This window comes from Pseudochelatococcus sp. B33, from assembly GCF_053570585.1.
This window is the reverse complement of the sequence record NZ_JBSEFH010000009.1, coordinates 131,182-153,714: the sequence shown is the minus strand read 5'-3', so window position 1 is coordinate 153,714 and position 22,533 is coordinate 131,182. Positions and strand designations below refer to the sequence as shown.

19 protein-coding genes are annotated in these 22,533 nt (G+C 66.6%); 7 read left to right on the top strand and 12 right to left on the bottom strand.

The window, feature by feature from the left end; genetic code table 11:
* Positions 1-26 precede the first annotated feature (26 nt).
* Entirely contained in the window at positions 27-2,120 is a 2,094-nt protein-coding gene (locus tag ACUSIJ_RS12095; RefSeq protein WP_449308643.1) for a hypothetical protein, read from the bottom strand.
* Between the two features lie 354 nt (positions 2,121-2,474).
* Positions 2,475-3,494: a ketol-acid reductoisomerase gene (gene ilvC / locus ACUSIJ_RS12090; RefSeq protein ID WP_449308642.1), complete on the bottom strand. Its 1,020-nt coding sequence runs from the start codon at positions 3,492-3,494 to the stop codon at positions 2,475-2,477.
* Between the two features lie 220 nt (positions 3,495-3,714).
* Between ilvC and ACUSIJ_RS12085 the strand changes: the two genes are divergently transcribed.
* Positions 3,715-4,299: a DUF924 family protein gene (locus ACUSIJ_RS12085; RefSeq protein WP_449308641.1), complete on the top strand. Its 585-nt coding sequence runs from the start codon at positions 3,715-3,717 to the stop codon at positions 4,297-4,299.
* A 2-nt stretch (positions 4,300-4,301) separates the two neighbouring features.
* Here ACUSIJ_RS12085 and ilvN read toward each other — a convergent pair whose 3' ends face one another.
* Positions 4,302-4,835: an acetolactate synthase small subunit gene (gene ilvN, locus ACUSIJ_RS12080; protein ID WP_449308640.1), complete on the bottom strand. Its 534-nt coding sequence runs from the start codon at positions 4,833-4,835 to the stop codon at positions 4,302-4,304.
* A gap of 118 nt (positions 4,836-4,953) precedes the next feature.
* Positions 4,954-6,714 carry an acetolactate synthase 3 large subunit gene (locus tag ACUSIJ_RS12075; RefSeq protein WP_449308639.1) on the bottom strand — a complete coding sequence of 587 codons (1,761 nt, stop codon included), beginning with the start codon at positions 6,712-6,714 and terminating at the stop codon, positions 4,954-4,956.
* Positions 6,715-7,111: 397 nt separating this feature from the next.
* Between ACUSIJ_RS12075 and ACUSIJ_RS12070 the strand changes: the two genes are divergently transcribed.
* Complete coding sequence (locus ACUSIJ_RS12070) at positions 7,112-8,011, top strand: FkbM family methyltransferase (RefSeq protein ID WP_449308638.1); 900 nt, start codon at positions 7,112-7,114, stop codon at positions 8,009-8,011.
* On the opposite strand, the gene nadC is transcribed toward ACUSIJ_RS12070, so the two are convergent.
* Positions 7,938-8,780, bottom strand: coding sequence for a carboxylating nicotinate-nucleotide diphosphorylase (gene nadC, locus ACUSIJ_RS12065; RefSeq protein ID WP_449308637.1), 843 nt, complete (start codon positions 8,778-8,780; stop codon positions 7,938-7,940). The two genes, ACUSIJ_RS12070 and nadC, sit on opposite strands and share 74 nt — an antisense overlap.
* A gap of 138 nt (positions 8,781-8,918) precedes the next feature.
* On the opposite strand from nadC, the gene ACUSIJ_RS12060 reads away from it, so the two are divergent.
* The 5 genes from ACUSIJ_RS12060 to ACUSIJ_RS12040 all read left to right on the top strand — a co-directional run bounded on the left by ACUSIJ_RS12060 (position 8,919) and on the right by ACUSIJ_RS12040 (position 13,344).
* Entirely contained in the window at positions 8,919-9,962 is a 1,044-nt protein-coding gene (locus ACUSIJ_RS12060) for an NUDIX hydrolase (protein WP_449308636.1), read from the top strand.
* 63 nt (positions 9,963-10,025) lie between these two features.
* Entirely contained in the window at positions 10,026-10,313 is a 288-nt protein-coding gene (locus ACUSIJ_RS12055) for a type II toxin-antitoxin system ParD family antitoxin (RefSeq protein ID WP_449308635.1), read from the top strand.
* A complete protein-coding gene (locus ACUSIJ_RS12050) occupies positions 10,306-10,638 on the top strand; it encodes a type II toxin-antitoxin system RelE/ParE family toxin (protein ID WP_449308634.1) in 333 nt (110 codons plus the stop codon). The genes ACUSIJ_RS12055 and ACUSIJ_RS12050 overlap by 8 nt, the downstream gene beginning before the upstream one ends.
* A 112-nt stretch (positions 10,639-10,750) precedes the next feature.
* The gene (gene nadA / locus ACUSIJ_RS12045; protein ID WP_449308633.1) at positions 10,751-11,800 is read left to right on the top strand and encodes a quinolinate synthase NadA; all 1,050 of its coding nucleotides are present in this window, start codon (positions 10,751-10,753) and stop codon (positions 11,798-11,800) included.
* Between the two features lie 14 nt (positions 11,801-11,814).
* Positions 11,815-13,344, top strand: a complete 1,530-nt coding sequence (locus tag ACUSIJ_RS12040; protein WP_449308632.1) for an L-aspartate oxidase — start codon at positions 11,815-11,817, stop codon at positions 13,342-13,344.
* Positions 13,345-13,448: 104 nt separating this feature from the next.
* On the opposite strand, the gene ACUSIJ_RS12035 is transcribed toward ACUSIJ_RS12040, so the two are convergent.
* The 7 genes from ACUSIJ_RS12035 to ACUSIJ_RS12005 form a co-directional block, all read right to left on the bottom strand.
* Positions 13,449-15,584 carry an exonuclease domain-containing protein gene (locus ACUSIJ_RS12035; RefSeq protein ID WP_449308631.1) on the bottom strand — a complete coding sequence of 712 codons (2,136 nt, stop codon included), beginning with the start codon at positions 15,582-15,584 and terminating at the stop codon, positions 13,449-13,451.
* Complete coding sequence (locus ACUSIJ_RS12030) at positions 15,581-15,946, bottom strand: response regulator transcription factor (RefSeq protein WP_449308630.1); 366 nt, start codon at positions 15,944-15,946, stop codon at positions 15,581-15,583. The genes ACUSIJ_RS12035 and ACUSIJ_RS12030 overlap by 4 nt, the downstream gene beginning before the upstream one ends.
* A complete protein-coding gene (locus ACUSIJ_RS12025; RefSeq protein WP_449308629.1) occupies positions 15,943-18,693 on the bottom strand; it encodes an ATP-binding protein in 2,751 nt (916 codons plus the stop codon). Before ACUSIJ_RS12025 ends, ACUSIJ_RS12030 begins: the two co-directional genes overlap by 4 nt.
* 6 nt (positions 18,694-18,699) lie before the next feature.
* The gene (locus tag ACUSIJ_RS12020) at positions 18,700-18,906 is read right to left on the bottom strand and encodes a hypothetical protein (RefSeq protein ID WP_449308628.1); all 207 of its coding nucleotides are present in this window, start codon (positions 18,904-18,906) and stop codon (positions 18,700-18,702) included.
* Positions 18,907-18,951: 45 nt separating this feature from the next.
* Positions 18,952-20,337, bottom strand: coding sequence for a DUF294 nucleotidyltransferase-like domain-containing protein (locus ACUSIJ_RS12015; protein ID WP_449308627.1), 1,386 nt, complete (start codon positions 20,335-20,337; stop codon positions 18,952-18,954).
* Between the two features lie 136 nt (positions 20,338-20,473).
* Positions 20,474-22,198: a cation acetate symporter gene (locus ACUSIJ_RS12010; RefSeq protein ID WP_449308626.1), complete on the bottom strand. Its 1,725-nt coding sequence runs from the start codon at positions 22,196-22,198 to the stop codon at positions 20,474-20,476.
* Complete coding sequence (locus ACUSIJ_RS12005; RefSeq protein ID WP_449308625.1) at positions 22,195-22,503, bottom strand: DUF485 domain-containing protein; 309 nt, start codon at positions 22,501-22,503, stop codon at positions 22,195-22,197. Before ACUSIJ_RS12005 ends, ACUSIJ_RS12010 begins: the two co-directional genes overlap by 4 nt.
* Positions 22,504-22,533 lie beyond the last annotated feature (30 nt).

Sequence of the window (22,533 nt, the reverse complement as noted above, 5' to 3'; positions counted from 1 at the left end):
GGCGGGGCGTGATGCTCAACGCTCCGTCAGCGCGTGGAATCGATCCGATCCAACGCCGGCGCGCTATCCGTGTTGCCATCGCGAGGAACCCTGTTCGCCTTGAGAATTTCCTGCTCGAACACGGACTTTATGAACACGAGACCGTCGGTATAATTACCCCTTATGCCCTCGAATTTGTCGGGATGCAGCATTCCCGGAATTGTTCTCGAAGAAACCTTGTCGTTCGTCAATTTCGTATCCGTATCCCACTGTGAAACAGGGTGGGCATAGTCGATCGGCATTACGCCCGGCATCACTGTACTGTCATCCGTCGTATCCTGCGGCAGGGTGATGAGGACGCTGGAACCGATGAAGCCCAGCGGCAGAACATTCGCCTCCTTTATGATCTTCTCCAACCGGTCCAGCACGTGCTGACGTTGCTTTGCATTCATCTTCCGCACATAGGCAGTTACAATATTTCTTGTTTCGGTAGCGGAGCTGCGGCCACCGCTGGACAGTTTCTCGCCGTCGAGAAGGACGCCCTTCTTTCCGACCACCGCGGCCTGTCTGTCCTCGGTTGTCGCATGGTTCTTGGCAACTCGCGCCTTCTTGAAGATATTGGACAGCTTCTGCCACAGACCTGCCTGCTGGGCTGTATTCGCAGCCATGGCATTGTATTTCTGCTCGCCGCTGGAAGCGCCTTGCTCGCCTATTTTGATGTCAAGAAGATTGTGGCTTATCAATCTCCTTCGGCCGTTTTTGTCTTTGACAGTGTCATAGTCAGCATAGGTGTTAATCTGGTTGCCCTGATCGTCGTACAACGAGTTATGCATGACGACGAAGGCGTCGCCGTTCGTCATCTCGTGCACCTGAGCGGGCCTGTAGGCCGCGGAGCCGTCTTGCCGCAGTTTTGCCAATTGCTCGATAACTTCCAGGAAGCGCTTCTTCCCGGGAATATTCGGCCTGTAGACGCCCGCCTTGCGGGCTTCCTCGCGCAAGCGATCGACGACATAGCTCATGGCGCCGCTCTTCGTCCGCCACCACGTGGCTAGTCTTTTGTTGAATTTGGAAAGCAATTCTTGATGGTTATCGGCAAGAAAAGCTTGTAAGTATTCTATTTTTTCCTGTTTTGACTTGTTCGCGTCCCCTATAACGGCATTAGCCTCATTATAGAGTTCCAGCTTCCTGTTAAGCTTCGCGTGGGCTCCATCTTGTTTGAGCGTGTCCCCTTTCCCAAAGGTATAACTTACCTCGAAAGCTGGTTCTGTTTGCGTAAGCTCCTTCTTAACGAAGGTTGTTCCTTGCACCTCGACTTCATATAGGGCAGCAACGGCGGCTCTCGGGTCTTGCTGCTGCTTGCTAGCCTCTTTCCATGCCTGTACGGCCCTGTCGTAGAAGTCCAGTTCCCTGTATACGCCCAGTTCCGTATTCGGCAGGTTCCGCTTGACGGCAAAGGTCGTTCCCTTGATGTAGAACACATTCCCGTGCCCCTGACCTGCCGGATAGTCCAGAGCGTCACCGCAAATCTCGGCAATCTTTTCCCAGTTATACGGCTTGTTCTCGCCTCCCGGCGCTTTTATGTCCCCTTTGAGAAGGCTGACCACGAGTTCCCGTTTCCGTGCAGATGAAAATTCGCTGTTGCTCTTGCCCAGCCATTCCCTGATAGACGTCGAGAGATCAGTTTGATTTGCACTCTCATTCAGCGCCAGCACCAGTTCAATGTGCTCAGCCTCGTCGAAAGACGCTGAAGGGATGGCCGGCGATGCGGGACGAGGTCCGGGACGCGAGGTGAGAGGGGGCGTGGAAGGCGACACAACGGGGGCCACGCTTTGCCCGGGGCCACTCTTCATTCCAATGCGCGACCGGCCCGGTAACGGTGGAAGAGGCCGGGCGCTCCATGTTCGTGTCGTCAGATCGGTGCGTGTTACTGTACGCTGCTTCTGAGTCGGACGGTCCGCCGCTGCTGTAGATACGTCGCTCCATCCCTTGTGCTCCATGCGCTGGTGCACGGCTTGTTCGATCAGAGCGAACAGGCAAGCGACAATGGTAGCGATCTGCTGCTTCGGATCGTCCGGAGGCGGCGTAGCAGCGGAATATAAAGCGCCAATGTCAGAGACAAATCGATTCTCAGAGAAAGACATAGCAATTCCCCAAACAATAAATACAATAATCCGGGCAGCGCAATAAACGGCGGCGTTACAAAGACGCAATAAACGCGAACACTAAAAACAAATACGAGAAACTCTGCAACTTGGGTTCAGAATGCCAAAATGCCACATTCATCGCCTTTCCGTGCCATAATAACGCCACATGTGGCGCGCGGCAAGGCTTTTTTGTGGCGGTCCGTCCGTCGAGCGCCGGAGCCGCGCGTGGCGCAAAAAAGGCCGCTGGAAGTGCCGGCGGCCCTTGTTCGTATCTTCGATTCCGCGCCCTGCCGTTCCGCAACGGCCGGCCGCCGAGGGCAGCGCGGCGGCGGAGAGGGGCGCGGCGAAAGGTCAGTTCCTCGTCTTGTCGACGAGCGCCTTTTCCTGGATCCAGGGCATCATGGCGCGCAGCCTGGCGCCCACTTCCTCGATCTGGTGGGCGTTGTTGCGGGCGCGCGTCGCCTTGAACGAGGTCTGGGCGACCTTGTTCTCCAGCATCCAGTCGCGCGTGAACTTGCCGGACTGGATGTCCTCCAGCACGCGCTTCATCTCCGCCTTGGTCTCCTTGGTGATGATGCGCGGGCCGGTGACGTATTCGCCGTATTCCGCCGTGTTCGAGATCGAGTAGTTCATGTTGGCGATGCCGCCCTCGTAGATGAGGTCGACGATGAGCTTGGTCTCGTGCAGGCACTCGAAATAGGCCATCTCGGGCGCGTAGCCCGCTTCCACCAGCGTCTCGAAGCCGGCGCGGATCAACTCCACGAGGCCGCCGCACAGCACCACCTGCTCGCCGAAGAGGTCGGTCTCGCACTCTTCCTTGAAGGTCGTCTCGATGATGCCGGCGCGCCCGCCGCCGTTGGCCGACGCGTAGGAGAGCGCGATGTCGTGGGCGTTGCCCGTCGCGTCCTGCGCGATGGCGATCAGCGTCGGCACGCCGCCGCCGCGCAGGTATTCGGAACGCACCGTGTGGCCCGGCCCCTTGGGCGCGACCATCAGCACGTCGAGGTCCTTGCGCGGCTCGATGAGGTTGAAGTGGACATTGAGGCCGTGGGCGAACAGCAGCGCCGCGCCCTGCTTCAGGTTGTCGTGCAGGCTCTCGTAGTAGATGTCGGCCTGCAGTTCGTCGGGCGTCAGCAGCATGACGACATCGGCCCACTTCGCCGCCTCGGCGGGGGTGAGCACCTTCAGGCCCTCGGCCTCGGCTTTCTTCGCGGTCGCGGAACCCGCGCGCAGGCCGACCGCGATCTCCTTCACGCCGGAATCGCGCAGGTTGAGCGCATGGGCATGACCCTGGCTGCCATAGCCGATGATCGCGACCTTCTTGCCCTTGATGAGGTTGATGTCGGCGTCACGATCGTAATAAACACGCATAATCTGCCCTTTCCCTGGCAATTTCGTTATGGACTCAAGCCATTGTCGGCAAGTTTCCATCCACGGCTAGTTTATTGTCCCGCCCTGCTGATAATGAGCCCGGGGCGGAACGGTCAAGAGGGATTTCCGCAAAGCGCCCTGAATCGGTGCCATGAAATGGCGCCATGAATCGGAGACGTGGAAACGATACCGTCGCCACACGTAACGAGGAGGAAGCGACATGACAGGAAGCCAGACCGGCACCTTTGCCATCGGCACGCCCGAGGACATCCTTGCCTTCTGGCGCGAGGCCGGGCCCCAATTGTGGTTCGCCGGCGACGACGCCTTCGACGCGGCGGTGCGCGAACGCTACCGGCCCCTGCTCGAAACGCTCGCCGGCGAGGAACACCTGCTCACCCGCGGGCATCCGTGGGAGGCCCGGCCCGACGGCGCGCTCGCGCTCACCATCGCGCTCGACCAGTTTCCGCGCCAGATATACCGTGGCACGGCGCGCGCCTTCGCCCTGGACGCCCAGGCCCGCGCCGTCGCCGGCCGCGCCATCGAGGCGGGGTACGATGCCCGGGTGGCGAGCGACCTGCGCGGTTTCTTCTACCTGCCGTTCATGCATTCCGAAGACCTCGGGGACCAGGAGCGCTGCGTGGCGCTCTACGAGGCAGCGCGGGACGACTACGGTCTCAAATTCGCCTGCGAGCACCGAGACATCATCGCCCGCTTCGGCCGCTTCCCGCATCGCAATCCCGCGCTCGGGCGCGCCACGACGCAGGAGGAGCAGGCGTTCCTCGACGAGGGCGGGTTCAGCGCCTGAGATCACAGCACCTCGCCGCCCCGGCTCAACGCGGCGATGCCGGTGCGCGACACCTCGGCGAGGCCGCATTCGGCCATCACGCTGATGAACCGCTCGACCTCGTCGGAGGAGCCGGTCAGCTCGAAGACGAACGATTTCAGCGTCGCGTCGACGGTGCGCGCGCCGAAGGCCTGCGCCAGGCGCATCGCCTCCAGCCGCTGCTCGCCCTGCGCCACGATCTTGAGCAGCACCAGCTCGCGCTCCACAGCGTCGGCCTCGATGGTGAGATCCATCACCCGGTGCACCGGCACGAGGCGCGCGAGCTGCGCCTTGATCTGCACGATGACCGCCGCCGTGCCCGCCGTGACGATGGTGATACGCGACAGGTGCGCCTCGTGCTGGGTCTCGGAGACGGTGAGGCTCTCGATGTTGTAGCCGCGCCCCGAGAACAAGCCGGCGATGCGCGCCAGCACACCGGGCTCGTTGTCGACGATCACCGCCAGCGTGTGGCGGAAAACCGGGGTGGGCGGCGGGGCGTCGGAATAAATCGATGGCATGGAAAGGATTCCGGAAAAATGACTCCCGGCCGCGGGCGAACGGGATGACAACGGTGACACTTCTGAAGGTGCAATATGTTTCATGACACGACCATATCCAATCTTGCGTGCGCGGGCGTTACACCAGCGCCTTGCCCTTGTCGTCGATGACGGAGCCGATGTCGGCCGCCGCGTCGCCCAACAGGATTTCGTTATGGGCCTTGCCCGAGGGGATCATCGGGAAGCAGTTTTCGGCCGGATCGACGATGCAGTCGAAGATCACCGGGCCGGGGGTATCGAGCATGCGCGTGATGGCCGCGTCGAGCTCGTCCGCCTTGTCGCAGCGGATGCCGGTGCCGCCATAGGCTTCCGCCAGCTTGACGAAATCGGGCAGCGCGTCGGAATAGCTCTCCGAATAGCGCCCGCCGTGCAGCAGCTCCTGCCACTGGCGCACCATGCCCATGTACTCGTTGTTCAGGATGAAGACCTTCACCGGCAGGCGGTATTGCAGCGCCGTGGACATCTCCTGGATGTTCATCTGGATCGACGCCTCGCCCGCCACGTCGATGACGAGCGCGTCGGGGTGCGCGATCTGCACGCCGATGGCCGCCGGCAGGCCGTAGCCCATGGTGCCGAGCCCGCCCGAGGTCAGCAGGCGGTTCGGCTCCTCGAAGTGCAGGAACTGCGCCGCCCACATCTGGTGCTGGCCCACCTCGGTGGTGATGTAGCGGTCGCGGCCCCTGGTCAGCGCCTCCAGCCGCTCCAGCGCGTATTGCGGCTTGATGAACTGGCCGTCCTTGCGGTAGGCGAGGCAGTTGCGCGCGCGCCAGCGGGCGATGTCCGCCCACCAGGGGGCGTACCGCGCCTTGTCGATGGCGGGCGCGGTCTCCTTCCACACCCGCACCATCTCGTGCAGCACGTGGGCGCAGTCGCCGACGATGCCGATATCGGCCTTCACAGTCTTGTTGATGGACGAGGGATCGATATCGATGTGGATTTTTCGCGCATGCGGTGCGAAGGCGTCGAGGCGGCCGGTGATGCGGTCGTCGAAGCGCGCGCCCACCGCGATGATGAGGTCGGCGTCGTGCATGGCGAGGTTGGCCTCGTAGGTGCCGTGCATGCCCAGCATCCCGAGGAACTGCGGGTTCGAGGCCGGGAAGGCGCCGAGCCCCATCAGGGTGGAGGTCACGGGAAAGCCCGTCAGCGCCGCAAGCTCGCGCAACTGGGAGGAAGCGCCGGGTCCGGCGTTGATGACGCCGCCGCCGGTGTAGAAGATGGGCCGCCGCGCCCGTGTCATCAGCTCGACCGCCGCCTCGATCCGCCGCGGATCGCCCTCCACCTTCGGCCGATAGGTCTTGTGCTGGTTGTCGGCGAGGCGCGCGTAGGTGCCGGTCTCGAACTGGATATTCTTGGGGATATCGACCACCACCGGCCCCGGCCGGCCGTTGCTCGCCACATAGAACGCCTCGTGCAGGACGCGCGGCAGGTCGGCGATGTCCTTCACCAGATAGTTGTGCTTGGTGCAGTGGCGCGTGATGCCGACCGTATCCGCCTCCTGGAAGGCGTCGGAGCCGATGAGATAGGTGGGCACCTGGCCGGTGATGACGACGAGCGGGATCGAATCCATCAGGGCGTCGGTGAGGCCCGTGACGGCGTTGGTGGCGCCGGGCCCCGACGTCACCAGCACGCAGCCGACCTTGCCGGTGGAGCGGGCATAGCCCTCCGCCGCATGCACAGCCGCCTGCTCGTGACGCACGAGGATGTGGTGCACCTTCTCCTGGTGGAACAGCGCGTCGTAGATCGGCAGCACCGCCCCGCCCGGATAGCCGAAGATGTGCTCGACACCCTGGTCCTGCAGCGCGCGGATGACCATTTCGGCTCCGGTTATCGTCTCACTCATCGCCTTCCTCCAAACTCTTTCCTCGGCCTTCCGGCGTTAAACTGTCTCTTGTGGTGTGGCGGGATCCGTTTCAGGCAATAAAAAAGGGCCCCGAAGGACCCTATGCGCCATCAGCCGGATCAGCGGGTCATTCCCGCTCCGTCGATGGCGCCCCCGATACAATAAGGTTGAACCGCATCATAGCCGCACTTTCCTGAAAGTTGCAGGAAAACTAGTCCAGACGAAACGATCGGTCAAGCATGAACCGGCAAAAAATGCAGGTGGCCGGAAACAATGGCCCGAAATACCTGTTCCCGGATGCCTGCCATTGCCGCTGGAAAGCCAAGCCGTCATTGACGTTGGATGCCCCGCATATATACCCGTGCGATGTCACCGTGAGTTCAAGGAAATCCCGTCCGTGACCGTGTCGCCCCGCCGCCTGAAGACCCTCCTCAAGAATAGCCTGCTGGCGCAATATGCCTACCGGAAATGGTACTATCCATTTCTCGGCCGTCACGGGGACACCGACGAGCTGCTCATCCCGCGGCTTGCCATCCGCACCGCTGTCGATGTCGGCGCGAATGCCGGCACCTATGCGCTCGCACTGGCGCGCGTGTCGGAGCGCCTGATCTGTTTCGAGCCCGTGCCGTTCATGTCCCGCCTGCTCCACAGGCTGCTGGGCCGCGCCGGGCATGTCGTGATCGACGATCGCGCATTGTCCGACAGCAACGGCACCGCGAATCTGTCCGTGCCGCTTCAGGGGGGTGGCGCGGAGATGGCGCTCGCCACCCTGCGCACGGTCTTTCCGCAATCGACAAACGTCGAGGTGCGCACGATTCGCCTCGACGACTTCTGGCAGGCGCACGCGGGCCTCGACCCCGCGACGGTCGATTTCGTCAAGATCGACGTCGAGGGCGTCGAGGGCAAGGTGCTCGCCGGCATGGCGGAGACCATCGCCGCCGCCCATCCCGTGCTGCTGATCGAGATCGAACTGCGCTGCAACCCCGCTGGCGTCGCGATATTCGCGGATCTCGCCGCGCGCGGCTATCGCGCCTACGTGTCACGCGTCGGCGGGGAACTCGAACCGGTCGCCATCGAGACGGAACGTGACCTTCTCGACATCCAGAAGCCGGAGGATGTGGCGCGCGAACATTTCAGCTACCGCCTCGGCGACACCCGCCGCTACCTGAACAATTTCTGGTTCATCCATCCCGGCAGCGCGCTGGCGGCACAGCTCGAACCGTTCATCCGGACGCCCCGTGATCCAGCCCGATATCGACCGCTGGAGCGGACTGAAACGGACGGCTCGTCGAGATGAAGTCCACGCCGGTCTCGGCGACCGCCGCGATCGTCTCCAGCCGGATGCCGCCCGAGGCTTCGAGCTTCGCCCGTCCGGCGACGAGGCGCACGGCCTCGGCCATATCCGGAACGCTCATGTTGTCGAGCATGATGACGTCGGCGCCCGCCGCCGCCGCCTCCCCCACCTGATCGAGACGGTCGCATTCGACCTCGATCATGGTGAGCACCGGCGTCCGCTCGCGCGCACGCCTGACGGCGTTGGCGATGCCGCCGCAGACGGCGATGTGGTTGTCCTTCAGCATGATGCCGCTGTCGAGCCCGAGCCGGTGATTGAGCGCGCCGCCGCAGCAGGCGGCGTGCTTCTCCAGCATCCTGAGGCCGGGGGTCGTCTTGCGGGTGTCGAGCAGCCGGGCCGGGGTATGCGCGATTGAGCGCACGTAGCGCGCCGTCTCCGTCGCGATGCCGGAAAGACGCTGGGCGATGTTGAGCGCCGTGCGCTCGACCGTCAGCAGCGACTGCGCCGGCCCGGAGACCACCGCGAGCACCGCGCCCCTGTCGACGGCGTCACCCTCGCGGACGCGCAGCTCGACCGCGCAGACGGGATCGTATCGCGAAAACGCCATCGCCGCGATCTCGACGCCCGCCACGATCATGGGCTCGCGCGCGTTCATCTGGAATGTCGCCGTCGCCTGCGGGTCGACCATGAGCTGCGTCGTCAGATCGGCATGGCCGATATCCTCCGCCAGCCACTGGTCGATCTGGCGCAGGACGTTGAACTTGTCATACATGCGATTCCCCCGGCCATCATTGTGCGAAAGCACGTGTTTTCCGTGCAGCTTTTCTGTGCAGCGCTCATGGGACGCCGCACGCAACCGTGCTATCTATAGCATCACCGTCCGTCAAACACCCCCGCGCCACGGAAAATCATGCCAACCTCGCCCCGACCGGGTCCCCCCTCCCCGCGCGAAGCACCAGAGCCGGCCGCGCAGGAGGATCACATCGCCATCGGCCTCAGCGCCGTCATCGTGGCGGTGACCGGCGACGATCCGAAAGTGCTGGTCGTCCGCCGCGGCGGTAACCGCGAGGCGCTGCCCTCCGGTCCGCTGGAGCGCGGCCATCGCACACTCGAAACCGGCCTGCGCAGTTGGGTGGAGCGCCAGACGCTGCAGAAGCTCGGTCACGTCGAGCAGCTCTACACCTTCGGCGACCGCGACCGCAGCGAAACCGACGGCGCCCATGCGACGCGCGCGCTCTCCGTCGCCTATCTCGCCCTGGTGCGCGAGGCGCGTCCCGCCGGCGATGCTGACACGGCCGACGCCGACGCGGCCTGGGAGAGCTGGTACCGCTATTTCCCATGGGAGGACTGGCGCGACGGCCGCCCCGGCGTGCTCGATGCGCTTGAGCCGTCCCTGCGCGCCTGGGCCACCTCCGATGCGCGGCTTGCCACCACCCGCGTCGAGCGGCTCTCGCTCACCTTCGGCTTCGGCGAGCCCGATTCGGACGAGCGCGGCGTCTGGAACGAGGAACGCGCGCTCGAACGCTACGAACTGCTCTACGAGGCCGGACTCGTGGGCGAGGCCCGGCGTGAGCGCGGTGCCGCGCGGGCGGTGGCCGATCTCGCCGCGCACCCGATCGGCATCGAGATGGCGGTCGATCACCGGCGCATGCTGGCGCTGGCCATCGCCCGCCTGCGCGGCAAGATCAAGTACCGCCCGGTGGTGTTCGAGCTGATGCCCCCCCACTTCACCCTGCTGCAACTCCAGCGCACGGTCGAGGCGCTATCCGGCGTGCGCCTGCACAAGCAGAACTTCCGCCGGCTGGTGGAGCAGCAGCGTCTCGTCGAGGAGACCGGCGAGACCACCGCCGAGACCGGCGGCCGCCCCGCGCGCCTCGTGCGCTTCCGCCGCGAGGTCGTGCTGGAACGCCCCGCGCCGGGCGTGCGCCTGCCGGTTGCCGGAGGGCGGCGGTGAGGACATGTGAATTCAATGGCATCAAGTATGATTTCATGCCATCATTCCCGAATGGAGAATGATATGGCGAACGTGGAGCGTCTGAGCATCACCCTTCCGGCCGACATGGCGCGGCTGATCCGACAGAAAGTCGAGGAAGGACACTATGCCTCGAACAGCGAGGTCATCCGCGAAGCCGTGCGTACATGGCAGGAGCGGGAGCAGATCCGCATCGCGCACCTCGACACCATCCGCGCCCGGATCGCGGAAGCCGACACCGATCCCAGACCGTCCCTGACCGAGGAAGAAGTCGAGCGGCATTTCAGACGGCGGCTGGAAAAAGCACTGGCGGCGAAAAAGGCCGATGCATAGGCTGGTCTTTCGTCCCGCCGCTCTGTCCGACCTTGACGCGATTTTCGACTACATCGAGCCGGATAATCCTTTGCGGGCCGCAAGTTTTGTCGCTGACATCCGCACCAGGTGCCGCCTGTTATGCGATCATCCCATGCTGGGGCCGGCGCGCAACGACCTCGGCGAAGGGCTTCGCATCTACCCGATGTTCCGGCGGATCGTGGTGGCGTATCGCTTCACCGGCGACGCCATCGTCATCGTCCGGGTGTTCTCCGGCGGCCAGGACTACGAAGCGATCTTGCAAGACACGGAAGCCCATGACTGGCCGCCGCCAGAAATTTTATGACATTCTGTTGACAACCCGTTATGCTCAGTTTTAGCATAAGAGATTACCGGGCAATCCAGCCCGGTGTTTCTTTTGTCCCCATTATGCTCAATTCGAGCACAAGGATGATGCGATGCTCGATGCAAACTTCGCACCCCGTGAGGAAACCGCCCCCGCCTTCCCGCCCGCGCCCGCCGGCGGCGACTTCCCGCTGCCGCATCTCTATGCGCGCGTATCGAGACACCTTCTGCCGGGCGAGTGGCCGGCGATCGCCCGCGAGGTCGAGGCGATCGAGCGCCTGAAGAAGGCGCGCAACGCCGTCGTGCTCGGCCACAATTATCAGGCCCCGGAGATCTTCAACACGGTGGCGGACATCGTCGGCGACAGCCTGGCGCTCGCGCGTGAGGCCGTGACCGTCGATGCCGACGTCATCGTGCTCGCCGGCGTCCATTTCATGGCCGAGACGGCGAAACTCCTCAATCCGTCGAAGACCGTGCTGATCCCGGATGCGGAGGCCGGCTGTTCGCTTGCCTCCTCCATCACCGGCGCGGACATCCGCCTGTTGCGTAGCCGCTATCCCGGCGTCCCGGTCGTCACTTATGTGAACACCTCGGCCGAGGTGAAAGCCGAGAGCGATTACTGCTGCACTTCCGGCAACGCCGTGAAGGTGGTGCGCCATGTCGCGCGCGAATGGGGTGTCGATCGCATCCTGATGCTGCCCGACGAATATCTGGCGCAGAACGTGCAGAAGGAAGTGCCCGAGATCGAGCTGATAGCCTGGAAGGGCCATTGCGAGGTGCACGAGCGCTTCACGCCCCAGGACATCCGCGACCTGCGCGAGATCAACCCCGGCCTCGTGGTGCTCGCCCATCCCGAATGCCCGCCGGAGGTGGTGGCGGAGGCCGATTTCGCCGGCTCCACCGCCGCCATGGCGGATTATGTCGGCGACCGCAAGCCGGGCCGGGTGGTGCTGATCACCGAATGCTCCATGGCCGACAACGTCTCGGTGCAGCATCCGGATGTCGACTTCGTGCGCCCCTGCAACCTGTGTCCGCACATGCGGCGCATCACCCTGCCGAAAATCCGCCATGCGCTCGAAACCATGGAAGGCGCGATCGAGATCGACGCATCGGTTGCCGAGCGCGCCCGCGCCGCGGTCGAGCGCATGCTCGCCATCCGCTGACCGGGGTGGCCATCATGGAAGGATCCGACCGCGTTCTCGTCGTCGGCGCGGGCGTCGCCGGCCTTGCCACGGCGCTGCGCCTCGCCCCCCTGCCGGTGACGGTCATCGCCGGCGGTCCGCTCGGCAAGAGCGCGGCGACGGCGCTGGCGCAGGGCGGCATCGCCGCGGCCATCGGGCCGGACGACGATGCCGAACTCCATGCCGGGGACACGCTCGCGGCCGGCGCCGGACTGTCCGACCCCTCCGTTGCCCGGCGCGTGGCGCGGGCGGCGGCAAAGGCCATCGACTGGCTGGTGAGTCTGTCGGCGCCGTTCGACCGCGACGCGCGGGGCGAACTCGCGCTCGGCCTCGAGGCCGCCCATTGCCGCCGCCGCATCGCCCATGCCGGCGGCGACAAGACCGGCTTCGCGGTGCTGGAGACACTGATCCGCGCGGCGCGCGCCGCGCCGCATGTCACCATCGTCGAGAACCTGCGCGCCGACGCCCTGTTGCGCGATTCGAACGGCGGCATCGCGGGCCTCGTGGTGGCCGCGCCGTCGGGCGAGACCGGGACGCTGCATGCCCGCGCCGTGGTGCTGGCTACGGGCGGGCTCGGCGCTCTCTACGCATCGACCACCAACCCGCTCGGCGCCGTCGGCTCCGGGCTGGCGCTCGCGGCCCGGGTCGGCGCGGTGATGCGCGACATGGAGTTCGTGCAGTTCCATCCCACGGCGATCATGGGGGGTTCGGATCCCATGCCGCTCGCGACCGAGGCCCTGCGCGGCGAGGGCGCGATCCTGATCGACGACCGAGGCGAGCGCTTCATGGAGGCGGTGCCCGGCCGCGAGCTCGCGCCGCGCGACGTGGTGGCGCGCGCCATCTTCGGCCGGATCGCGGCGGGGCGGATGGTGTTCCTTGATGCGCGCCTCGACGGCCTGGAGCGGCGCTTCCCCGGCGTCGTGGCGCTGAGCCGCGCGCAGGGGCTCGATCCGCTGCGCCGGCCGATCCCGGTGCGTCCGGCGGCGCATTATCACATGGGCGGCATCCGGGTGGACGGCGCGGGGCGCAGTTCCGTCGCCGGGCTGTGGGCCTGCGGCGAGGTCGCCTCCACCGGCCTGCACGGCGCCAACCGCCTCGCCAGCAATTCGCTCCTCGAAGCGCTCGCCTTCGCCGAATGGATCGCCGACGACATCCGCGCGGACGCCCTTGCGTCCGGCTCCCCCCTGCCCGCGTCGTCCGCCCCGCGCCGCCCTGCACCCGATGCCGGCAGGGACATCCGCGCGCTGATGGATGAAACGGTCGGCGTGGTGCGCGACGCCGGGGGCCTCTCCCGCGCCGTGCGCCGGCTCCACGATCTCGCCATCGACGGGCGCGATGACCGCGCCGCGGTCGCGCTGATGGTCGCCACCGGCGCACTTCTGCGGCGGGAAAGCCGCGGCGGGCATTGTCGCACCGATTTTCCGGCGACCGACGCCATCGGCAGCCACAGCGAAACCACGCTCGACACCACGCTGCGCGTCGCCGGGGAACTGGCCGGAAGCCACCCGGCGCTGCAGGTGGCGTGATCCGCGAGAGCATTTCATCGTTTCAAGGAAACGCTGAAATGCTCTCGCTTCCTGATTTCGAGCGAATTCTTATCGGTCAGATTTCCATCTGCTCGGAAAGCGCTCTAGTATTTCAGCCGGGCGTAGAAGGAGTTGGCGGAAGCCGCGCGGGCCTCGCCCAGGGTGGTGATTCCCTTCTCGGCGAGGAGCGGCAGCAGCTTGAGGAAGACGGCGGCGGTCATCAACGCGTCGCCCTTGCCGCTGTGGCGGGCGGCGATGTCGATGCCGAGCCTCGCCGCCATCGCCTCCAGCCCGTGCGCGTCCTCGCGCGGATGCACGATCGAGGCGAGCAGCAGCGTATCCAGCACCGGCTGGTCGAAGCGGATGCCGGTCGCCGCCTCCTTCATCTGCAGGAAGCGCATGTCGAAGGCCACGTTGTGCCCCACCAGCACCGTGTCGGCGGCGAAGGCGTGGAACGCCGGCAGCACCTCGCCGATCGGCGGTTTGCCGCGCACCATGTCGGGCGTGATACCGTGGATCGGGATCGACGCCTCCGGGATGGAGCGGCCGGGGTCGACGAGCCGGTCGAAGCATTCGCCCTCGAGCAGCCGGCCGTTGACGATGCGGGTCGCGCCGATCTGGAGTATCTCGTCACCGCCCGCGGGGTCGAGCCCCGTCGTCTCGGTGTCGAAGACCGTGTAGCTGATGTCGGTGAGCGGCCGCTCGTCGAGCGCGCGACTTGCGGCGCTGGCCTTGAACAGGTCGAAATCGTAATAGACCGGGCGGCTGCCCGGCGGCGCGGCGGGCATCGCCGGCGCGCCGGCCGCCAGCGGCAGCAGGAAGCGCACGAAACGGTCGCCGCCCTCGCGGCCGAACCACACTTCGCCGCCGTGCCGCTCGGCGACGTCGCGCACCGTGAGCGGCAGGCGCTCGTCCCCGACCTCCATCGGCTCCGTCTGCCAGCCGGTCGCGGGATCGGGCCCCTCGCCCCGCCACAGCAGATCGAGATGCGCCCGCGCGCCCGCGCGCCGCAGCCGCAGCCAAAGCCGCGGATCTTGCGCGCGCGCGCCATGCCGGGCGACCAGAAAGGCCAGCGCGCTGATGATGGCGAAACTGTCCACCCGCAGCCACAGCCCCTGCGCCGCGTCGTTCTCCGCCACGAGCCCCGAGGTCGCGGCGATCCGGCGTGCAGCGGCGGCGATGAGGTCCGTGCCCAGCATGTCCTGCAGGGGCCAGCGGCCTTTCAGGTCCTCGGACGCGTCCGCCGCCAGCGTCTCCAGCCGGGCGCTCATGGCCGCCACCTCGTCGCGGACGATGGCCTGGAAACGCGCCCGTTCGTCCTCGGCGAGGTCGGGATAGTCCAGAAGGTCGAGCGCCGCCTGCATGGCCGCGAGCGAGGCGCGGCTCGCCTCGGTGAGCGCCAGCAGCCGGGCGTCGCGGCTGGCGTGGGCGCGGTGGTCCTCGGTGATGTCGTCGATCAGCAGCACGAAGCCCGTCAGCGCGGCGGCACCGCCGCTGCCGTCGCCGCCATCTTCGCCGGCCGGGCGCACGCCCGCCATGCTCACCCGCAGCAGGTGGCCATCGGGAAGGCCGGTCACGAAACGCGCCGGCGCGCCGCCGACCGTTCCCCGTTCAAGCCCCTCGCGCGCGTGGGCGATGAGCGCCGCGTCGAGCAGCGTATCGACGGACCGCCCGAGCCCCACCGTGCCGCCCGAGGGCGCGAACAGCGCGCTGCTCCTCTGGTTGTAGAACAGGATGCGGCCTTCGAGATTGCAGACGATGACGCCCTGTTCGAGCTCGGCCATCAGCGCCGCGAGCTGGTCGCGCTGATAGGCGACGGCCCGGCTCGCGGCGGCGATGCGCTCATCCATTTCATGGCGCAGCGCGCGGTTGCGTCCGGCCAAGGCGTTGATCGCTTCCGTCAACGTCCCCAGCGTGGCGTTCTCCTGCGCCGGAAGCGCGGGCGCGAGCGGATCGCCGGCGAGCACGCGGGTTGCGTCCGCGAGCCGGGCCGGCCCGGCGATGAAGGCATCATACAGGTGGTAGAGGCCGAACGCCGCCGCCCCCGCCGCCGCGAGCCACCAGACGACGAGCACCGGCGCCTGTCCGGCGAGCGCCGCGAGCAACGTCGGCCGCGCGGCCGGATCGGAGCCGGAAAACACCAGAAACAGCGCGACCGCCTCCCACGCCGCCAACAGCACGCCGGGCACGATCAGCAGCAGCGGCAGATGAGCGCGGGAACTGCGGCGATCGCGTCTCACGCCAGCATCTCCCGCACCCGCTCCAGAAGCTCGCGCGTCGCGAAGGGCTTGGTGACATAGGCGTCCGCCCCCGCGCCGAGGCCGCGCGCGACATCGGTCTCGCGGCCCTTTGCGGTCAGCATCAGGATGCGGGTTCCGGCGATCTCGGGATCGGCGCGCACCGCCTCGCACACGTCGAATCCCGAGAGTTCGGGCATGGTGGCGTCGAGCAGCACCAGCGCCGGCTTCTCGCTGCGGATCAGCGCCAGCGCCTGCGTTCCGTCGCGCGCCACCAGCACGCGGTGCCCCTCGCGCTTCATCATGAACTCAAGCGAAATGACGATGTTCGGCTCATCGTCGGCGATCAGCACCGTGGCGCTCATTGTTCCGTCCTCCCCGATTCTGTTCTTTCCGCTCCTGTCGTTTCCCGCGCGGGCGGCAACGGCAGCCGGAAGCCGAAGCATGCCCCCTGGCCCGACTCTTGCTGCGACTCTTGGCCCGACTTCTGGCTTACCCCTTGGTCCGGCTCCGATTCAAGCCACATCTCGCCGCCCAGACGATGGACGATCCGGCGGCTGATCGGAAGCCCGAGCCCGGTGCCGGACGGACGCGTCAGCGCGTCGCCGCCCTGGCGGAAGCGCTCGAACACGTGAGCGCGATCGGCGGGCGGCACGCCCGGCCCGTTGTCGCGCACCCGCACGACGAGGTGATCGTCATTCACGGCAAGCGATACCACGATCCGCCCGCTGCCCTCGGGCACGAATTTCACCGCGTTCGACAGCAGGTTCAGCAGCACCTGCGTCAGCCGGTCGGCATCGGCGCGGATCGGCGGCACCGCGTCGGGCAGCTCCGTCACCACCTCGGTGCCGCGCTCCGCGAAGAGCCCCGCCATCCCGCCCACCGCCGAGAGGATCAGCGCGCGCATGTCGACGTCGCTGGTGTGCCATTCGGCATGGCCCGACTCGAGCTTGGCCATGTCGAGCACCTGGTTGACCAGCCGGCTCAGACGCTCGCTCTCCGCCACCACGATGCCGAGAAATTCGGTGCGCTGCGCCTCATCCATGTCCGGCGTGTCGAGCATGAGTTCGCTCAGCGCCCGGATCGAGGTCAGCGGCGTGCGCAGCTCGTGGGTGACGGAGGAGATGAAATCGTCCTTCAGCTGGTCGAGGCTTTTCAGCTTCTCGTTGGCGGCGCGCAGCTCCGTCGCCTCGTCGAGGATGGCAATGACGTCGTCGATGTCGAGCGCCTCCTCCTCGACGACGGATGCCACCAGCACCCGCGCCGAGGCCGAACCCACCGCCCCCGCGAGCTGGCGCTCGACGCGGTCGACGAGGCGCGCATCCGCCAGCGGACCGCCGGGCGCGGACCCGCCTTCGCCCGCGAACAGCAACCCGCCGCGCTCCTCCCCGAGCACGCGCACGGCCAACGCCTTGAGGTCGGCGATCCGCGCCCGGCCGCGCCAGAACACCGGGGCCTCGCCGCCGTCGTGGCCGCGCTTCATGATGTCCACGAAGAGCAGCGCCTGGCTGGTCTCGCGCGCGGTGGGCGCCCGCCACAGCGACAGGCCGACATAGAGGCCGCCGTTGATCAGCAGGCTCCAGAGCAGCGCGTGGGTGATGTTGTCGAGCCCCGCGACCCCGAACAGCGCTTCCGGCGCGAGAAGATCGAGCCCCCACGGTCCGTGGGCGACGAAATCGGCCGATATCCAGCCCGAGCGGGCGAACGAGGGCAGCATCAGCGTGTAGGCCCAGACGCAGAACCCGCCGACGAGGCCACCGAACGCACCAAGCCGCGTGCCGTCCTTCCAGAACATGCCCCCGAACAGCGCCGGCGCGAACTGGGCCACCGCCGCGAAGCTGATGAGGCCGATGCTGACGAGCTCGTGCCCGCCGCCGGCCACGCGAAAATAGACATAGCCCAGCAGCAGGATGCCGAGGATCGACACCCGGCGGATGTTGAGCAGCAGGCCGGTGAGCTCGCCGTCCACGCGCGCGCCGAAGCCGCGCCAGCGGAACAGGGCCGGCATGACGAGATCGTTGCACAGCATGGTGGAGATGGCGATGGTCTCGACGATCAGCATGGCGGTCGCCGCCGACAGCCCGCCCACATAGACGAAGAGCGCCAGAAGCCGCGCGCCTTCCGCCAGCGGCAGCAGCAGAACGAACGTGTCGGGATTGACCGTGTCGCGCCCGAAATGGAGCTGGCCGCCGATGGCGATGGGCAGGACGAAGATGTTGATCAGGAAAAGATAGGCCGGAAACACCCAGGCAGCGCGCTTCAGATGCCGCTCGTCCACGCACTCGACCACCATCATCTGGAACTGGCGCGGCAGCAGCAGCACGGACAGCGTGGCGAGCAGGATCATCGCGAACCACTGGGCGTGCGCGAAGCCGCCCGCGCCGCTGCCGGCACCGAGCCGCCCCAGATCGCGCAGCTCGGGCACCTGCTGCGCCCGCTCCCAGATGTCGGCCGGGCCGGCGAACAGCCCCCAGGTGACGAAGGCACCCACGGCCAGGAACGCCGCGAGCTTCACCATGGACTCGAAGGCGATGGCGGCCACCATGCCCTCGTGGCGTTCGGCACTGTCGAGATGGCGCGTGCCGAACAGGATGGTGAAGGCGGCGAGCGCCAGCGCGATGTAGAACGCCGTATCCCGCCACCAGGCGGATGCGCCCTCGCCCCCCTCGGCTGCCGTCATCAGCCGGTAGCCGGTGGAAACCGCCTCCAGTTGCAGGGCGATATAGGGCACGATCCCCACCACCGTGATCAGCGTCACAAGGGCAGCGAGCAGCGGGCTCTTGCCATAGCGGCTGGCGATGAAGTCGGCAATGGAGGTAATGCGGTAGGTGCGGGCGATGCGGATCATCCGCAGGATGACGACGCCGGCGAGCAGCATCGCCAGCATCGGGCCGAGATAGGTCGGCAGGAACCACACGCCGCTCGTCGCCGCCTGCCCGACGCTGCCGAAGTAGGTCCAGGCCGTGCAATAGACGCCGAGCGACAGGCCGTAGACCAGCCCGCTGCCGATCACCGAGCGACCCTCCGCCGCACGGCGGTCGGCGTAGGCCGCGACCGCGAACAGCAGCAGCAGATAGCCGAACGAGACGCCGAGAATGAGCGGGGCGGACATGATCCCTCAACCCGCGGAAGGCGGACGGCGCGGCGGGCGCGCCTCCCCCATGACGGCGACGAGCACGATCAGTGCCGCCCAGATGCCGAACAGCGCGACGGGCAGCAGCGGCAACCCGGCGACGGCGATATCGCGATCCCAGATGAGAATGAGCGGAAAGTTCAGCAGGAGCAAAGCGATAGCGCTCAGCACGAGCGAGATACGCGTGGTCATGGCACCCCCCTTTGCAACCCTCTTTGCATCCCCTTGGGCGCCCCCTCAGAGCACATCGAGCCGGTAGTGCAGGCGGAGCCACTGGCGGAAGCGGCGGACGATGGCGAGCGAATCCTTGAGCGCCTGCCGGTCGAGCGTGCCCAGATCCTCAAGGCGCACCATGGTGTCGGGCGCGCGGCCTTCCGCTATCTGGCGCAGATTGCTGGTGAGTTTCAGCCCTATCAGGAAATGCAGCGCGTCGGTGAGGTCGCGGGAGAACGACGCGTCGATATGGCCGGCCGATTCGAGCGCCGCGACCCGCGCCACGGTGGAGGTCCCGCCGGTGCGATATTGCAGCGCCAGCGCCCGCACGCCGTGCACCAGCGGGAACAGGCCGCGCTTCTTCAGGTCGATCTGCGCCGCGGCACGGCCGGAAAGCCCCGGCAGGCGCGACCACCAGCCGCCGCTGTCGAACTGCTCGATGGCGGCCGCGAAGCGGGCATAATAGCCGTCGTCGTTCATCAGCAGTTTGTCGACGCGCGCGCGCGCCGCGTCAAGCAGCGTTTCGTCTCCGGCCACAGCCGCCGCATCGAGGAAGATGGCGAGGTTCATCGGCCCCTCGGGATCGCCGCCGTGGATCCAGCGCGCCAGCGTCGCGCTGAAATCGGCCACGGACTGGCGCCAGAGCGGACGGCTCAGCATGATGCCGCCGGGGCAAGGCGGGTAGCCCAGGGAAATCAGCGCCGCGGTGAACGCCTCCGTGACCTTTTCGAGATCGGGGTGGGCGAAACCGTCGCGCAGCAGCAGGGCGTTGTCCTGATCCGTCTTGACGATCTGCTCGCTGCGCCCCTCGCTGCCCATGACGATCAGACAGGAGTTGGCGCGCAGCTCCTCGGGCGCGAGAAGCTGCCACAACCTGTCGAAGATCTGGCGGTTCAGCGCGCCGACGAGCCGGGCGATCACGTCGACGCGCACGCCGTCCTCGTGCAGAACGGCGATCAGGCTGTCGACCTGGCGGGCGGCGGCCTGCAGGGCGGCGATATCGGGCGCTTCCGCCACCTGCAGCGTCGTGAGCTGCGAGTGGCGCGCCATGAAGGCCATCAGGTCGTACTGGCTCAACAAGCCCGCCACCTCCTCGCCATCCATCACGATGACACGATGGATGCGGTGGCGCAACATCAGGATCAGCGCGCGATAGAGCTCGTCGTCGAGCGACACCGACACCGTCTCGAACGACGAGACGGCGCTGACGGGAAGCACCGAGGGTGGCTCGGGCCGCAGCAGCGCGTCGCGCAGATTGGTGGTGGTGAAGACGCCGAGCCGCGCGCCGTCGCGCACCAGCGCATCGCCGATCCCGCGCTCGGAAAGCAGGCGGCAGACGCTCACGAGGTCCATCCCGCCGTCCACGATGAGGGGCTGGCGGATGTGGGCGTCGCGCACCCGTGCCGTCATCAGCGACGCGAGCTCGCGCCGCTCACGCGCGAAACCGGCCCGCCCCGCGGCGGGGGGACCGACTTCGTCCCGGGAAGCGGGGCCTCCCGCCGGAGCGTTTTCCGGCGGGAGGGAATGCGGATCGTTGGGAGGAGGCTCAGTGGGAGGAAGCTTGGGCGGCGCCAATGCCCGTCTCCGAGCGGACCTGCTGCGCCAGGAAGCCCTCGCGGTCGAGCCGCGCGCGCTTGCCCCTGTCGAGCACCGAGAACAGCCAGATGCCCACGAACCCGATCGTCATCGAGAACAACGCCGGCGAGGTGTAGGGGAACAGCGCCGAGCCCTTCGGGTTGCCGAGCGTCGCTTCCCACACCGACGGCGACAGCACCGTCAGCACCACGGAGGAGATCAGGCCGAGGAAGCCGCCGATGACGGCGCCCTTCGTCGTCGTGTCCTTCCACAGGATCGACAGGAACAGCACCGGAAAGTTGGCCGACGCGGCGATGGCGAACGCGAGCGACACCATGAACGCGATGTTCTGCTTCTCGAAGGCGATGCCGAGAGCGATCGCCAGCACGCCCAGCGTCACCGTCGTGATGCGCGACACCCGGAGTTCCGACGCGCTGTCGGCCTTGCCGCCCTTGAGCACGGTCGAATAGATGTCGTGCGACACGGCGGACGCGCCGGAGAGCGTCAGTCCGGCCACCACGGCGAGGATGGTCGCGAACGCCACGGCCGAGATGAAGCCGAGGAAGATATTGCCGCCCACCGCCTGCGCCAGGTGAACCGCCGCCATGTTGCTGCCGCCCAGCAGGCCGCCGCCGGCGTCGAGGAACGACGGGTTGGTCAGCACGAAGGTGATGGCGCCGAAGCCGATGATGAAGGTGAGCAGATAGAAGTAGCCGATCCAGCCCGTCGCCCACATCACCGACTTGCGCGCTTCCTTGGCGCTCGGCACGGTGAAGAAGCGCATCAGGATATGCGGCAGGCCCGCCGTGCCGAACATCAGCGCCATGCCGAACGAGATGGCCGAGATCGGATCGGTGATGAAGTTGCCCGGCGCCATGATCGACAGGCCACTCGCCCGTGCTTCCTCGGCGCCGGCGCCCGCTTCTGCGGCGATGCCCGTCTTGACGTCGACGGCGGCCGCGAACAGGCGCTCCGGGCTGAAGCCGTAGTTCCACAGCACCATGAAGGCCATGAAGGTCGCGCCGCCCAGCAGCAGGCAGGCCTTGATGATCTGCACCCAGGTGGTGGCGGTCATGCCGCCGAACAGCACGTAGACCATCATCAGCACGCCGACGATCACCACCGCGATCCAGTATTCGAGGCCGAACAGCAGCTTGATGAGCTGGCCCGCGCCGACCATCTGCGCGATGAGATAGAAGGCGACGACGACGAGCGTGCCCGAGGCGGCGAAGATGCGCACCGGCGTCTGGGAGAAGCGGAAGGCGGCGACGTCGGCGAAGGTGAACTTGCCGAGGTTGCGCAGCCGCTCCGCCATCAGGAAGGTGATGACCGGCCAGCCGACGAGGAAGCCGATCGAGTAGATGAGGCCGTCATAGCCCGACGCCATCACCGCTGCCGAAATACCGAGGAACGAGGCCGCCGACATGTAGTCGCCTGCGATGGCGAGGCCGTTCTGGAAGCCGGTGATGCCGCCGCCGGCGGTGTAGAAGTCCGCCGCAGACTTGGTCCGCGAGGCCGCCCACTTGGTGATGTAGAGCGTGGCGATCACGAAGACGGCAAACATGATGATCGCCGTCCAGTTGGTGGGCTGCTGCTCGGCCGGACCGATGTCGGGCGCGGCGAAGGCAAGCGTCGGCGCGCAAACGAGCGCCGCAAGGGAGAGGGTCTTGAAGACGTTGTCGGCGACGCGATTCATTTCAGCGCCTCCTGCTTCACCTTCTCGGAAAGCACGTCGAATTCGCTGTTGGCCCGCCTCACGTAGATGGCGGTGACCACGACGGTGAAGATGATCACCCCGAAGCCGATCGGAATACCGAGCGTCATGACGCCGCTTCCCAGGGGAATCGCCAGCAGGTTCTTGCCGAAGGCGATCAGCAGGATGAAGCCGTAATACACGACGAGAGTGGCGATCGTCAGCGACCAGCCAAATCGGGATCGCGTCGATTTCAGTATTTGATAATTGGGATCGGCCGCAATACGTGCGGCCACGGACGTGTCCATCTAGGGTATCCTCCTCGTAACCATATGTCA